Consider the following 13,168-nt stretch of genomic DNA (forward strand, 5'->3'; position numbering starts at 1 on the left):
ACGAAACCGGGAGGGTCGATGCCCGCCAGCGCGGCTGCACGCGTCGCCACCGAGCGCCTGACGCTCGACGCGATCGTCGAGGCGGCCGAGGCGTTGGTGGCCGCGGAGGGCTTCGAGGGCCTGAGCATGCGCAAGCTCGCGCGGGCGCTCGGCGTCGGCGCGATGACGCTCTACGGCTACGTCCCGACCAAGGACGACCTGCTCGGAGCACTCGCCGACCGGCTGCTCGCCGAGCTCGACCTGCCCGCCCCGGGGGACGGGGACTGGGCCTACCGCGTGGCGGCGGTCTTTCACGCCACCCGCCGGGCGTTCCTCGCCCACCCCGAACTGCTGCCGATCGTCGCCGCGCACCGGCTCGACGGCGTCTCGGCCTACCGCGGCGCGGAGGTCGTGTTCGCGGCGCTGCGGGAGGCCGGGCTCGAGGATGCGCAGGTGATCAGCGCGTTCAGCACGCTGAGTTCGTACACGGTCGGGGCCTGCCAGCGGGAGATCGGGCTGAGCACGCGGGCCGCACAGGGTCGCCCCGCGCTCCCGGGCATCACGACCCTGCCGGGCGACGAGTTCGCCAACGTCGTGGGGCTGGCCGGCCGGCTCGCCACCCGGGACTTTGACGCGGAGTTCAGCGCCGGGCTGGACCTGCTGATCACCGGCCTGCGCGGCTGGGTGGAGGGCACATGAGCGGAGCGGGTGTGCGGACCGGCATGGCGAACCCGCTCCACTGGGTGGCCACCGATCCGGACGTGCTGTGGTCGCCCGGCAACGTGTCCGAGGCGATCCCTGGCGTCTCGACGGCGCTGAACTGGTCCTTCGTCGACGACGCCGTCGAGCTCGCGGCCCGGCAGGCGTTCGCCGCGATGGGGGTGCTCCGCCCCGACGAGGTCCGCCTCAACGACCGGGCCGAGGACCGGTTCATGGTCGCCTTCTACGGCCGGACCGTCGCGAACATCGAGGCGATGCGCGGCATCGGCGACCGGACGCCGGGCACGTCGGCCAACGCCGTCGAGGCGCAGCTGTTCGGCGTCGTCCGGCCGGACGCGGTCAACCACCCGACGCTGTCCCGACTGCCGACGATCGCGCTGCGGATGCCGCGGACCGCGACCCGGCTCCGACGCGACTCGCTCGCGCTGCGCGCGGAGATCGTCGAGTGGTGGCGCGGCGCGGTGCTGGCACCGCCGACGTCGCTGCCCGACGCGACCGCGCTGCTCGCCGACGCGCGGCGGCGGTACACGCGGGCGTTCTCCCTCGGCGTGCTCAGTTCGATGCTCGCCCAGGCGGTCTACGACCAGGTCGTGCTGCTCGTCCGGAACGCCGACCGCCACGGCCTCCAGCACCGCCTGGTCACCGGCTACGCCGGGATGCTCGAGACCGGGCTGGTGACCGACCTCTGGGACCTCGCCCACGACCGGCTCGACCGCACGACCTTCCTCCTGCGCCACGGCTTCCACGGACCGGACGAGGGCCAGCTCGCGAGCCGCGTCTGGCGCGAGGATCCGGGCCCGCTCGACGCGCTGGTCCGCCGCTACGCCGGCCTGGGTCCCGACGCCCACCCCGCGCTGGCGGAGCGACGGCAGGTCGAGGTGCGGGAGACGGCCGAGGCGGAACTGCTCGCCGCGCTCGGCCGGATGCGGGCGCCGGGCGCGCGACTCGTCCTGCGGATCGCGCGGACGCTGATCCCGCTGCGTGAGATCGGGAAGGCGAACTACACGCAGTGCCTGGACGGCGCGCGTCTCGCGGCTCGCGCGATCGGTCGGGAACTCGCGGCGGCCGGCCGGCTCGACGACGCCGAGGACGTCTTCGGGCTGACCTACGACGAGCTCACCGCGCCTCGGCTGCCCGACGACCTGCGCACCCTCGCCGCCGAGCGGGCCGCGATCCGCGCCGACTACCTGACCACCGACCTGCCCGACAAGTTCACTGGGCCACCGCCGCGGATCCCCCTCGCGCCGGCCGACGACGCGATCGGGGACACGCCCGCCGCGGACGCGCCGGTCGACAAGCCGATCACCGGCGAGGGCGTCGGCGGCGGTGTCGACACCGGACGCGCGCGGGTGGTGGTCGATCCGGCCACCGACGACCTGGAGCCGGGCGAGATCCTCGTGTGCCGGTCGACCGATCCGGGCTGGACGTCGTTGTTCCACCTCGCCGCCGGAGTGGCAGTCGATCTCGGGGGCACGATGAGCCACGCCGCGATCGTCGCGCGAGAACTGGGCATCCCGTGTCTGACGTGCACCGGGGACGGGACCCGCCGGGTGCGGACCGGCGACCTGGTCCGGCTCGACGGGGACGCCGGAATCCTGCAGGTGCTCGAACGCGACCCGGGAAGGGGAACCGGATGAGAGTCCTCGTGACAGGAGCGACCGGCGTCTACGGGCGCAGCGTGGTGGAGCGGCTGACGCGCGCCGGGCACGAGGTCGTGGCGGTGGCACGCCGACCACCGCAGGCCCTGCCCGCCGGGGCGCGCTTCGCCCCCGCGGACGTCACGGACCTCGAGGCGCTGACCGCGGCGATGGACGGCTGCGAGGTCGTGTGCCACCTCGCGTTCGTCGTCACCCCGGTCAAGGACCGCGAACTCTCACGCCGCATCAGCGTCGGCGGCACCGCGAACGTCTGTGAGGCGATGAAGCGCACCGGTGCTCGGCGGTTGGTGTTCGCGTCCTCGGCGATGAGTTACGGCGCCAACCCCGACAACCCGCCGCTGTTCACCGAGGAGCACGAGCAGCGCCCCTCGCCCGACTACGTCTACGGGACGGACAAGAAGGCGGCCGAGCAGGTCATCCTCGACTCCGGCGTCGAGGCGGTGCTCGCGCGTACCGGTGTCACCGTCGGCCGCAACATCGACAACCTGCTGCTCGACATCTTCGCGGCGCCCGCGATCGTCGGGATCAAGGGCGTCGACATCCGCTACCAACTCATCCACCAGGACGACATCGGCCGCTTCTTCGCGACCGCGTGCGAGTCCGGCCCGCCCGGCCCGGTGAACGTCGCACCGCCGGACTTCCTCCCGTTGCGAACCATCGCCGAGGTGCTCGGCAAGAAGTACGTCGAGACCTCCGCGTCGCGAGCGCTCAAGGCGATCGAGTTCGCCTGGAAGCACGACCTGGCCGACATCACGCCCGGTGAGGCCGCGGGGATCTCCTACCTGCCGCGGATGGACACCACCCGGCTGCGTGAGGTCTGGGGTTTCGAGTGCGCGTGGTCGACGGCCGACGGCGTCGTCGACCTGCGGCGCGCGGTCAGCGGCGTGACGGCGGTGGCCAGGCGCCGCGTCGAGGTGCCGTGGCGACTGCGGTTCCCGACGCACCGGCCCGGGGCCGTGGTGTCGGACGCGCCGGCCGGCCGGCCCGACTTCGGCGCACCGGCGGGCGAACTCGACTCGCCGATCCCGCTCGCGTACCCGACCGTCAGCCGGCTCGGCGGGCCGGCGCCGCTGGCCGCCCTGACGTTGAGCACGCACCTGCACCTGCTGCGCGCGGCCTCGACCGGGATGCTCGACGCGTTCGGCGGGGCGCCCGAGGTCCGGCACGAGCTCGGCGGCGCCGGGGCGGCGAGCGTGGCCCACCGCCTCTACGTGAACGACGACGTCGCCTACGCCGTCGAGCACTCCGGCGGCCGTCGGCGCGTGGTCGGACGGGCGTACGGCCGCGAGGTCGCCCGGATCGCCGGCTGGGCCGCGGAGACGCTCGAGCGCGCGGCGGACCCGGCGTCCCTGTCGGACGTCCGGCTCGACGCGGTCCTCGGCCTCGTACTCGACGACCTGGCGTGGTTCTGGGCGATCGCGGCGATCGGCGCCGCGTTGGAGGGCGACGAGCTCGGCGACCTCGCGCACCTGCTCACCTCGTTCCCTGACGGAGTGTCACCCAACGCCGCGTCAGCGGCTGACGTCCGCGACGACGGCGGGCACTCGCGGGCGCGGATGCGGGCCGAGCGCGTCGTGCACGCGCTCGCCCAGGCACTGGCCGCCCTCGTCCGCGAACGCGCGGACCGGCTCGTCGTCGCCGGCGCGGTCAAGGACCCGGCGGACGTCGCGCACCTGACGTGGGACGAACTGCTCGCCCCCGGGCACGACCTCACCGACCTCGTCGAGACCCGTCGTGCCGAGCAGCAGCGCCTGGCCGCGCTGGTCCTGCCGGCCACGGTGTCGGTGAGCGGATCGACCAGCGCCCTCGTGACCGGAGGAACCCGATGACCGCGACCGACCTGGCTCCCGCCACGGACCTGGCGCCCGCCGCCGAGGACGTCAGCCTCTACGTCCGCGGCGGTCGGCTGCGCAGCTCTGCCGAGGTCGTACCCGACGCCGTCGAGGCCGAGCGGGTCGGCATCGCGAGGCTGTGGCTCTCGGAGCGGTACGACCTGAAGGAGGCCGGCGTCCTCCTCGGCGGGATGGCCGCCCGGACGACGCGGCTCAAGCTCGGGACGGCGGCGCTGTTCCCGCGCTCGCGCAACCTCCTGCTGACCGCGGCGCTCGGTTCCACGATGCACTCCGCGTTCGGTCCGCGGTTCACCCTCGGTCTCGGCCGCAGCATGAGCGCCTATGTGCAGAACGCGAACCTGACGGAGATGAGCTTCGCCGAGCTGGCGGACTACCCGGACCTGCTGCGGCGGCTCTGGGCCGGGGAGTCGGTCGACTACGACGGCCCGGCGGGCTCGTACCGCGGCCTGCACATGGCGGACACCTATCCCGGCCCGGCACCGGAGATCTACTCGGTGTGCCTGGGCGGTCCGAAGGCCTGCCGCGTCGCGGCGACCGCCGGGTTCGACGGCGTCTACCTGCAGCCGTTCATGACGCTCGAGGCGGTGCACAACTCCGTGTCGTACCTGCGCTCGGCGTGCGAGGAAGTGGGACGTGACCCCGCGTCACTCCGCGTCGTCGTGCCGATGGTCAGTGCGCCCGAGCTCGACGACGAACGTGCCCGGGCGTACATGCACGCCCGGATGGTGACCTACCTCGGCCAGCCTGGGCTCGCCGAGGCGTACGCCCGGGTCAACGGGTGGGACCGGCGCCTCGCGGACCCGATTCGCGAGCACCCGCTGGTCGCGGGCGACCCCGACCGGGTCGACCACCACTTCCACCGCGACCAGCTGCTGGAGGTCGCGAAACTCGTGCCGGACGAGTGGATGTACCCGACCTCGCTGACGGGGTCCATCGACAACTGCGTCGCCTCGATGGCCGCCTACCGCGCCGCCGGGGCCGACGAGATCTGCTTCTACGGCAGCACCGCCGGCGAGAACGCCGCCCTGGTCGCGGCGTGGCGCGACCGCGCCGCCGACTGAGACCGCACGCGACAGCGAGCGGGCCGGAAACCCGAAGGTCCCGGCCCGCTCGCTGATCAAACGATGCGTCAGACGATGCGTCAGACGATGCGTCAGACCTTGGCGCAGATCGCGTACGCGGTCACGTCGTAGGCCTTGTTGCCGAGGTTGGTCATGCTGACCCGCCAGCCCTTGCCGGTGTTGGTCGGCGCGGACGAACGCTGGTCGATCGCCTCGTTGCTGGACCAGCTACCGCCACCGAGCGCGCGGCCGCTGTCGCAGCTCACGGTCACGGTCGCGTCCTTGCCGGCACCGACGGTCTTCTTCACGGTGACCTGGTGGTAGCCGGAGACGCCGTCCTTGCCGTCCTTGCCGTCGACGCCGTTCTTGCCGTTCACGCCGTCCTTGCCGGGAGCCCCGACCTGGCCCTCGTCGGAGACGACGGTGCCCTGGAGGGATTCGAGCCACGCGTCGAGGTCGCCCTCGAACCCGTTCTCGACCGCGAGCTCGTACGCGCTCAGGCCGTCCTTGCCGGCCGGACCCTGTTCACCGGCCGGACCCTGCTCGCCGGCGGGACCCGCCGGGCCGGTCTCGCCCTGCTCACCGGCGGGCCCCGCGGGGCCGGTCTCGCCCTGCTCACCCTGGTGGCCCGGGGCACCCTCGGGGCCCTGCTCGCCCCGCGGGCCCTGCTCACCCTTGACGCCCTGGGCGTTCCAGCTGATCTGGGTCTCGTCGCCGGAGCACTTGACGAGCGGCTTGACGCCCGCCTTGACCTTGGAGATCTGGCCCGCGCCGATCCAGGACTTGTCCAGGCAGCCGGTGAAGGTGTCGTTCGACGGGGGGGCGCCGGCGGCCAGGGCGACGGCCGGGGCGGCGACGGCGAGCAGCGAGAGGGGCGCGACGACGAGTGCGGCGCGGCGGGCGCGCAGGCCCGTGAGGTTGGAACGCATGAAGATGGGACTCCCCGTGGAATGTGGTGTCCGTCGTCCGCGCGGAACGGCGGCGACGCAGGAGAGAGATCGACATCACGGGGGCGGGGCTCAACCACACGTACGGCCGCACTCTGCACCAACCGTTCGACGACTCATTTGCCGCCGAAATCGGCCAAACTGGGACACGTGGCGTTCCCCGACAGCCGACCGCGCCGGCGTCCCCGCCTGCTCGTGCCGGTCGGCGGGCTCGCGCTCGCCGTCCTCCTCGGCCTGCTCGGCTGGTCCGTGTGGTTCCGGATGACGTACGGGTCATTCCCGGGCGAGGACGTCGGCGACCGCATCACCTGGTGCGGACACGACTTCCGGGCGTCGGTGACGGACCTGACCGGCGTGGAGGCCAACGACGACCCGGCGAACCCGTTGCTGCCCGCGTTTCAGTACCCGCCGGTGTGGCCGCAGTCCACCGTGCACGCCGCGATGCGGACCGCGGAGGAACTCGCGGCCGATCCGGCCCTGCCCTGCGCGCCCGAGCTCTATGTCCGGACCGGCCCGGACCGGTACACCCGCTACCTTCCCGCCGACTGACGGGCGGTCATTCGCGATGACCTCTTTGGCCGTCTGGTCGACGGCGCAGTGGCGGGCCGAAGCCACGGCGTGGGCCGACGAGCGGCTGTCCGCCCACGGACTCAGCCGGACCGGCGAGGTCACCCAACCCCACCTGCGCGCCTGGGCGACGGTGCTGCGGATCCCGACGACCGGCGGCCCGGTGTGGCTGAAGGCGCCGGGTGCGGGGACGGCCTTCGAGGTCGGGCTGTACCCCCGGCTCGTCAAGGCCGCTCCGGAGGACGTGCTGCATCCGCTGGCCGTCGACGCCGACCGCCGGTGGCTGCTGCTGCCCGACGGGGGTACCCCGCTCGGCGAACTCGCCACCGGGCCGGCGCTGATCGACGCCCTGTGCCGGGCGCTTCCCGGCTACGCCCGACTGCAACGCCGCCTGTCGGAGCGAGTGCCGGACCTCCTGGGGCTCGGCCTGCCGGACCTGCGCCCCGTCTCGCTGCCGGCGCGGTTCGACGACTGCCTCGCCGACGTGGCCGAGTACGTGGCTACCCGCGACGACCCGGCCGATCACGCGACGCTGGAGCGTCTGCGCGACCTCCGGCCGACGGTTGCCGGGTGGGCGGAGGACCTGGCGTCGTCCGGAGTGCCGTCGACGCTCGACCACAACGACCTGCACCCGTGGAACCTGCTTTGCCCCGAGGGCGATGTCGACCGCGCCCGTACCTACGACTGGGGCGACGCGGTCGTCGGTCACCCCTTCGCGAGCCTTCTGGTCGTGCTGAGTTGGCTCACCGACCCCGAGGGCGCCGGCCTCGGTCCGACCTCGTCCGAGGTGCTCCGCGTCCGCGACGCCTACCTCGCCGAGTTCGCGGACCTCGGCTCGCACCCGGACCTGGTCCGGACGCTCGACCTCGCCAGGCAGAGCGCGAAGATCGGGCGGGCGGTGTCCTGGATCGGCGTCCTCGCGACGACCGGCGAGCGCCGGGCCGGAGAGCTCGCCGCCGCACCGCTGCACTGGCTCGCCCGGCTCCTGCCGGAACCGTTGGCCGTCTGATCAGTCGTCAGCCGGGAGGGCCGACACCCGGAACACCGGCCAGCCGATCTCCGTACGCCACGCGCCCGGCGGCGCGCCGTCCCGGGGGCCCACCAGATAGCTCTCCCGCACCGGGCCGGCAACCGCGAGCTGATGCTCGGTCACGTAGCTCCCGAGCGCGCCGTAGGTGACATCGATGTCGTCGTGCGCGCCCACGTGAACCGTGACGGCCAGTTCGACCGCGGGCAAGGTCACCGACTCCACGCGCCCCGAGAGCGGGGGGTCCGCCCGTTGCCGGTAGACCAGGACGTGGCCCCGGCCCTCGGTGAACAGCTCGTTCGCGTAGACGCCGCCAGGCGGGCCGGCGTCGACGGCTCCGAGCTGGGCCGCGCCGAGGAGGACTGCATCCAGCTCGGCCATCGCGTCGGCGTACCAGGCGAGGACATCGTCGAGGTCGACGGTCCCCTGGACAGCCGTCACCGAGCGTGCCGGCACCTGGCGCAGCTCCACGTCGAGCGGCGCGGGTTCTGGCAGGAGGAGCCGGCGCAGTGAGCGGACCACCGCGCGGGTGCGGTCGAGCTCGGCCTCCATCCGGGCGAGGTGGCGGGCGAGCAGATCGGCCCGCTCGTCCGGATCGGCGGCCGCGACCACCTCGCCGACCTCGACCAGGGGCATGCCGAGCTCGCGGAGCCGGTGGATGACCTGGGCGGTCGGGATCTGGTCGCCGGAGTAGTAGCGGTAGCCGCTGGCCGGGTCGACGTGAGCGGGCTCGAGCAGGCCGCCTTCGTGGTAGCGCCGCAGATCGCCCGCCGGTCCCGCGTATTGGACCGTCTTGCCGTCAGCGGACGGCATGTCGGTGCAGCCGCTCCTCACCAGCCCCTTCTCCGCGAACGGCTTGCAGACAGTGTCCAGCGACAACTCAGACCTGCCGCCGGTGTTGAACACCATCATCGAGGCACGTGCGGCGTAGCCGTTGGGCAACGTGTTGGCGGCGGTGCTGCCCGCCCGCGGTCGACCACGGCGCCGCCAACTTGGTCGTCGGACGCGCGCCAATCGGGGCCGAGCGCCTTGAGCAGCACCCCGAGGTTGGCCTTCTCGTTCGCTTGCGCCTCCGCCGCCGCGGGCGCGCCATTGACCCCAGGCTGCGGTTTAGTCATCGGGTCGCCGGCAGCGGTGACCGTGTTGTGGCCTTCGCCGCCATCCAGCGCACTCAAGGTGGGGATACCCACGGCCAGCACAGCGGCGATGGCCAGGCCGGATCCGAGGACCTGCGTAGCCTGCCGGCGTCGCCGCAGTCGGTGGCCGCCAGCGGCGACAGCGGTCACGGTGGCGGCGGTGCCGGGGGCACGTCCGCGGCGGCCCCGCGCAGCTTGGTGATGATCTGGTCGTCTTTCATCGCAGAACTCCTTCGTCGGCGCCGTTGGTCAGCAGGGTGCGGAGCGCGGCCAGACCCTTGGCGGACTGGCTCTTCACGGTGCCGGTGGAGATGTTCAGCAGGTGCGCGGTGGTTTCCACGTCCAGGTCCTCGATGTAGCGGAGCACGACGACCGCGCGCTGCCGCGCGGGCAACCCGGTCAGGGCGGCGAGCACTTCGAGGGTCAGGCCGTCATCCGGGGCGGACGCCCGGTCGGGCAGCGTTTCGGTCGCGTGCTCTCGCCGCCACGGCCGCCGTCGTTCATCGATCGCGGCATCACCACGGCACGGTGCATGTACCCCGCGGGACCCCCGCCCGTCCGCAGTCGCTCCCAGCGGGAGGCCATCTGGGAGAGGGCGGTCTGCACGATGTCTTCGGCGCGGTGCCAGTCGGTGCAGATCAGATATGCAGTGCGATGCAGCCGCGGTTGAGCGGCGAGCACGAACGCCGCGAATTGGGCGTCGTGAGCAAGGTCCATGGAATCTCCTTCGGCACCCTGTTCCACGGAATCCGGCTCTTCCCAGATGAGGGTGTAGGTCGGCCGGGCGCGTCGGTCCGCAGATAGACGTCGAGGTCTCCCGACGATGGAGGTTCCTACGCCATCCATCCGAAAGACCTCGACGTGACCGACGCTACCCCGCCGGCCGGCTTCGGCCGCCCTGACCTGACCGCCTTCGCGTCTCATCCCAATCGACCCTGATCGAGTTTGCTGACCCCCTCGACGAGAACGCAGCGACATCACAGCCACCCAACCCCGACCGTCCGGGAAGCCGGGACACGTCACATGGCCTGTGCTGCGGGCGTGTCGAGTGGGTCGTCCAGGGGCGACGCAGGAGCGTCGTCGCGACGTGCTGAGAGGTGGTTCCAGTCGAGCACTAGGACACCGGCTACAGGCATGGCGATAGGTCAGGAACGGCGTCGCTCCCTACGCAGGAGGGAGCGCAGAGTCTCGGCGTTCGCGTAGCCGACCCGTAGCGCGATCTCGGCGGAGGTGAGGTCCGTGGTTGCTGAGAGGTGCCGAGCTCGTTCGATGCGAAGCCGTTGGACGAAGCCGAGCGGAGTGAGGTTGAGCGCCGCACGGACTCGTCGTTCGAGGGTGCGCCGGCTGGTGCCGAGCGACTGCGCGACGAAGGCGACGTTGAACGGTTCGTCCAGGCGGGCGCGCACGAAGCGTTCGAACTCGACGACGATCGGGTCCTCGTGCCGGAGATGTTCGTAGGCGACGAAGGCCGCCTGCGACGGACGCTCGTCGATGATGAGGAGCTTGGCGACATGTTGGGCCAGGTCGGGGCTGATCGATCGCACGAGTGAGAGCGCGAGGTCGATGTGGGCGAACGCGGCGCCGGCGGTGACGAGGTTCCCGTCGACCACGACCATGGTGTCGAGATCGAGGGCGACGGTCGGATAGCGCTTCAGGAACTCCGGCCCCAGGAACCAGCTGGTCGTCGCCCGCCGATGATGCATCCGTCCGGTCTCGGCGACAGCGAACACGCCGGTGCACGCCGCGGCGATCCGGGTGGTCGCGTCGTCGAGGCGCCCGAGCGAGGCGATGACCGAACGAGCATCTCGGCTCTGGAGGGCGTCGTTGGTAGCGGCGGCCGTGAGGGTTCCAAGCGCAGGGACGACGACCACGTCGAACTCTGCGGACTCCGACAGCGGGTGGTCCACCGACAGGGTCATCGATGCCGTCGTGGTCACTCTCCGTTTCGGTCCGAGGATGGCGAGTTCGATCGGGTCGATCCGCGGGTCGACATCGCCGCGGGCTCCGTCGGCCACCCGCACGATGTCGATGACCGACGCGACAGCCGAACCGAAGCAGCCGTCGATCGCGATCAGTCCGATACGCATGGCGCGAACAATAGCAATACTGCCGTATACGCCACTTCTCACATGCCCTTGCTCGTCATACGTTGAACTCGCTTCACCAAGAAACCTCGACACCTAGGGGAACCCCTCATGTCCACCCCCGCATCACTTCCGTATGCCTTCGTCGCCAAGATCGTCGCGGCCGATGGACAGCACGACGCTCTCGCCGATCTGCTCGCCGGCGCTGTCGCGCTCGCCAACGAAGAAGTAGGAACGATTGTCTGGTTCGCGGTCAGGACCCACGCCGACACCTTCTGGATCTTCGATGCATTCCCCGACGAGGCCGCTCGCGACGCCCACGCCAACGGCGCCATCGTCGCAGCCCTGATGGCCAACCAGCACCTCCTCGGCGCAGCACCCGAGATCCTGGCGGCCGACGTCCTCGCGTCCAAGCTCCCGTAGTCCGCCAACGCACGAGACGATCGCGCCCCGCCGAGCCGTCGCCAGGTCGCGACGCAACGCCACGCTGCGTTGCCGAGCGGTGCGAGGCCTATCGACACACGGGCAGGATGCCGGCCGCGAGCGCTCAGCCGGCGAGGGGTCCGTCGCAGAGGAGAGCGACGTCGGCGTCCGGCAGAGCCGTGAGGCCAGCGCATCGCGCGACCACCAGAACCGAACCGCCCCTGCCCTGCGTTTCCGCAGGTCAGGGGCTGTTCGCCGGAGCCGCCTGTCGGAATCGAACCGACGACCTAATCACGTCGGCTTTGCGTCTATCGCTTGATGCGCCCACTGGGCGAACGAGCCGCTGACCTGCGCAAACGCCGAGCGTGGGGGACGCCGCCATCCGGTGGTGACCGACGACAACCGACCAGTACCGACCGTTTCACCGGAGCTTGCGGCGGCGTCGAAGCCGAGCAAGCTCCATTCCTTTAGCTCACCGCGCCCTCCTCCTCGCCGGTCCCGTCGTCGTCGACGACGTTTCAGGGGTCTTCTCAGCTGACGGTGTAGGTCGGCCGGGCGCGTCGGTCCGCAGATAGACGTCGAGGGCGGCGATTCACCCGTCTGGCACCAGCAAGCGTCGCCCAAGTGCACCGGCTCATGAACGGGGTCATGCGCTCAGCTGCGCGGGACCGGCTGATCGGCCAGAATCCCTGCGACGGAATCCGGCTGCCCCGTGACCGCAAGCGCGACGTCGCCGACCAGTTCCTCACCCGCGAAGAGTTCGCGCGCCTGTTGCCGGAGATCCCCGAGCGTTACCGGGCGCTGGTCGCCCTGTCGGCGGGTACCGGTCTGCGCTGGGGCGAGTGCCTCGGCCTGCGCTGGCAAGCGGTGGATCTCGACGAGGGCGTGCTGCGTGTGCTGCGGGTGGCGACCGAGGTCAACGGGTTGGTGCTGATCAAGCCGTACCCCAAGTCCAAGGCCGGTCGTCGCGAGGTCCCGCTCCCCGGATTCGTCGTGCAGGCGCTGCAGGATCACCGCGAGGCCTTCCCGACCCGCGAGGTCGACGAAATCTTCGCCAACGAGGCGGGCGGGCCGCTGCGCCGCAGTATGTTCCGCTCCCGGGTCTGGCGCCCGGCACTCGTCCGGACAGGCCTGCTCGGCGAGGTCGTCTCACTCGATGGCGAGCGCTTCTGCGGGCAGTGGACTGACGCCGCCGGGGTGACCCGGTCCGAGGAGTACGCGAGCCACAAAGAGGCCGTCCGCATGGTCGCCAGGAACGCCGTGGGCGGAGTCCGGTTTCACGACCTCAGACACTCTTATGCGACGTGGCTGATCTCTGACGGTGTGCCCATCAACGACGTCGCCGCCGCCATGGGCCACGAGCAGGTCTCCACCACGCTCAACCGCTACACGCATCCGTCGGCCGACCGACGCGAGCGCGTCCGCGCCGTCTTTGCTGACTTTCTGCTGACTCCGGAGGCTTCATCCGACCCGGGAAACGACGCAGCGCCCCCCAGAGGAGGCGCTGACCTGAGCTTTCGATCGGTGGAGCTGAGGGGACTCGAACCCCTGACCCCTTCCATGCCATCTACAGAAAGCAGGGCTCCCGCCTGGAAACACTGCAGCTTACGGTCCGTGCGAACGTCCGCGGATGTGTGTGGTGGACCGCGGTTGAGCGGCGCGATTGTCACTCAGTTCGTCACTCAGTGAGCCGGCTTCGTCGCGGGTCGACGT

The 13,168-nt window shown here is 71.6% G+C and carries 14 protein-coding genes; 8 read left to right on the forward strand and 6 right to left on the reverse strand.

The genetic code is table 11. The annotated features are described in order from the left end of the window. The first annotated feature begins 18 nt into the window (after positions 1-18). Genes SPOPO_RS32545 through SPOPO_RS0108460 form a run of 4 tightly spaced genes read left to right on the forward strand, consistent with a single transcriptional unit; the run spans position 19 to position 5,271 of the window. Positions 19-678, forward strand: a complete 660-nt coding sequence (locus SPOPO_RS32545) for a TetR/AcrR family transcriptional regulator (RefSeq protein ID WP_019874354.1) — start codon at positions 19-21, stop codon at positions 676-678. Next, on the forward strand, positions 675-2,336 hold the full coding sequence (locus tag SPOPO_RS0108450; protein WP_156869700.1) for a PEP-utilizing enzyme: 1,662 nt from the start codon (positions 675-677) through the stop codon (positions 2,334-2,336). The genes SPOPO_RS32545 and SPOPO_RS0108450 overlap by 4 nt, the downstream gene beginning before the upstream one ends. Beyond that, the gene (locus tag SPOPO_RS32550) at positions 2,333-4,186 is read left to right on the forward strand and encodes an NAD-dependent epimerase/dehydratase family protein (RefSeq protein ID WP_084670938.1); all 1,854 of its coding nucleotides are present in this window, start codon (positions 2,333-2,335) and stop codon (positions 4,184-4,186) included. Before SPOPO_RS0108450 ends, SPOPO_RS32550 begins: the two co-directional genes overlap by 4 nt. Continuing rightward, positions 4,183-5,271 carry a TIGR03857 family LLM class F420-dependent oxidoreductase gene (locus tag SPOPO_RS0108460; protein WP_019874357.1) on the forward strand — a complete coding sequence of 363 codons (1,089 nt, stop codon included), beginning with the start codon at positions 4,183-4,185 and terminating at the stop codon, positions 5,269-5,271. Before SPOPO_RS32550 ends, SPOPO_RS0108460 begins: the two co-directional genes overlap by 4 nt. 92 nt (positions 5,272-5,363) lie before the next feature. Here the strand turns inward: SPOPO_RS0108460 and SPOPO_RS32555 are convergent, their stop codons facing one another. Beyond that, positions 5,364-6,200 carry a collagen-like domain-containing protein gene (locus SPOPO_RS32555; protein ID WP_051098322.1) on the reverse strand — a complete coding sequence of 279 codons (837 nt, stop codon included), beginning with the start codon at positions 6,198-6,200 and terminating at the stop codon, positions 5,364-5,366. 168 nt (positions 6,201-6,368) lie between these two features. Between SPOPO_RS32555 and SPOPO_RS0108475 the strand changes: the two genes are divergently transcribed. Together SPOPO_RS0108475 and SPOPO_RS0108480 are read left to right on the forward strand one after the other, a co-directional pair. Beyond that, positions 6,369-6,767, forward strand: coding sequence for a hypothetical protein (locus tag SPOPO_RS0108475; protein WP_019874358.1), 399 nt, complete (start codon positions 6,369-6,371; stop codon positions 6,765-6,767). A gap of 16 nt (positions 6,768-6,783) precedes the next feature. After that, entirely contained in the window at positions 6,784-7,794 is a 1,011-nt protein-coding gene (locus tag SPOPO_RS0108480; RefSeq protein ID WP_028984619.1) for a phosphotransferase, read from the forward strand. Here the strand turns inward: SPOPO_RS0108480 and SPOPO_RS0108485 are convergent, their stop codons facing one another. The 5 genes from SPOPO_RS0108485 to SPOPO_RS0108500 all read right to left on the reverse strand — a co-directional run bounded on the left by SPOPO_RS0108485 (position 7,795) and on the right by SPOPO_RS0108500 (position 11,035). After that, positions 7,795-8,625, reverse strand: coding sequence for a MerR family transcriptional regulator (locus tag SPOPO_RS0108485; RefSeq protein WP_156869702.1), 831 nt, complete (start codon positions 8,623-8,625; stop codon positions 7,795-7,797). Positions 8,626-8,720: 95 nt separating this feature from the next. After that, entirely contained in the window at positions 8,721-9,098 is a 378-nt protein-coding gene (locus SPOPO_RS34275) for a hypothetical protein (protein ID WP_156869703.1), read from the reverse strand. A gap of 67 nt (positions 9,099-9,165) precedes the next feature. Then, the gene (locus SPOPO_RS35575; RefSeq protein ID WP_019874361.1) at positions 9,166-9,363 is read right to left on the reverse strand and encodes a sigma factor-like helix-turn-helix DNA-binding protein; all 198 of its coding nucleotides are present in this window, start codon (positions 9,361-9,363) and stop codon (positions 9,166-9,168) included. Between the two features lie 8 nt (positions 9,364-9,371). Further along, entirely contained in the window at positions 9,372-9,665 is a 294-nt protein-coding gene (locus tag SPOPO_RS35580) for a sigma factor (RefSeq protein WP_028984620.1), read from the reverse strand. Positions 9,666-10,093: 428 nt separating this feature from the next. Then, positions 10,094-11,035: a GlxA family transcriptional regulator gene (locus tag SPOPO_RS0108500; protein ID WP_003941078.1), complete on the reverse strand. Its 942-nt coding sequence runs from the start codon at positions 11,033-11,035 to the stop codon at positions 10,094-10,096. Positions 11,036-11,143: 108 nt separating this feature from the next. Between SPOPO_RS0108500 and SPOPO_RS0108505 the strand changes: the two genes are divergently transcribed. Then, positions 11,144-11,455, forward strand: coding sequence for a putative quinol monooxygenase (locus SPOPO_RS0108505; RefSeq protein WP_003941073.1), 312 nt, complete (start codon positions 11,144-11,146; stop codon positions 11,453-11,455). 624 nt (positions 11,456-12,079) lie between these two features. Continuing rightward, positions 12,080-13,144 (forward strand): tyrosine-type recombinase/integrase, encoded by a 1,065-nt coding sequence (locus SPOPO_RS32560; protein WP_019874362.1) that lies wholly within the window; start codon positions 12,080-12,082, stop codon positions 13,142-13,144. Positions 13,145-13,168 lie beyond the last annotated feature (24 nt).

It is taken from the genome of Sporichthya polymorpha DSM 43042 (genome assembly GCF_000384115.1).
Lineage (GTDB): Bacteria > Actinomycetota > Actinomycetes > Sporichthyales > Sporichthyaceae > Sporichthya > Sporichthya polymorpha.

What these genes read in the sequence shown, in the direction of transcription:
- SPOPO_RS32550 (WP_084670938.1), top strand. Translation starts at nt 2,333, where the DNA reads ATGAGAGTCCTCGTGACAGGAGCGACCGGCGTCTACGGGCGCAGCGTG.
- SPOPO_RS0108450 (WP_156869700.1), top strand. Translation starts at nt 675, where the DNA reads ATGAGCGGAGCGGGTGTGCGGACCGGCATGGCGAACCCGCTCCACTGG.
- SPOPO_RS0108485 (WP_156869702.1), bottom strand. Translation starts at nt 8,625, where the DNA reads ATGCCGTCCGCTGACGGCAAGACGGTCCAATACGCGGGACCGGCGGGC.
- SPOPO_RS32545 (WP_019874354.1), top strand. Translation starts at nt 19, where the DNA reads ATGCCCGCCAGCGCGGCTGCACGCGTCGCCACCGAGCGCCTGACGCTC.
- SPOPO_RS0108480 (WP_028984619.1), top strand. Translation starts at nt 6,784, where the DNA reads ATGACCTCTTTGGCCGTCTGGTCGACGGCGCAGTGGCGGGCCGAAGCC.
- SPOPO_RS32555 (WP_051098322.1), bottom strand. Translation starts at nt 6,200, where the DNA reads ATGCGTTCCAACCTCACGGGCCTGCGCGCCCGCCGCGCCGCACTCGTC.
- SPOPO_RS0108460 (WP_019874357.1), top strand. Translation starts at nt 4,183, where the DNA reads ATGACCGCGACCGACCTGGCTCCCGCCACGGACCTGGCGCCCGCCGCC.
- SPOPO_RS0108500 (WP_003941078.1), bottom strand. Translation starts at nt 11,035, where the DNA reads ATGCGTATCGGACTGATCGCGATCGACGGCTGCTTCGGTTCGGCTGTC.
- SPOPO_RS35580 (WP_028984620.1), bottom strand. Translation starts at nt 9,665, where the DNA reads ATGGACCTTGCTCACGACGCCCAATTCGCGGCGTTCGTGCTCGCCGCT.
- SPOPO_RS0108505 (WP_003941073.1), top strand. Translation starts at nt 11,144, where the DNA reads ATGTCCACCCCCGCATCACTTCCGTATGCCTTCGTCGCCAAGATCGTC.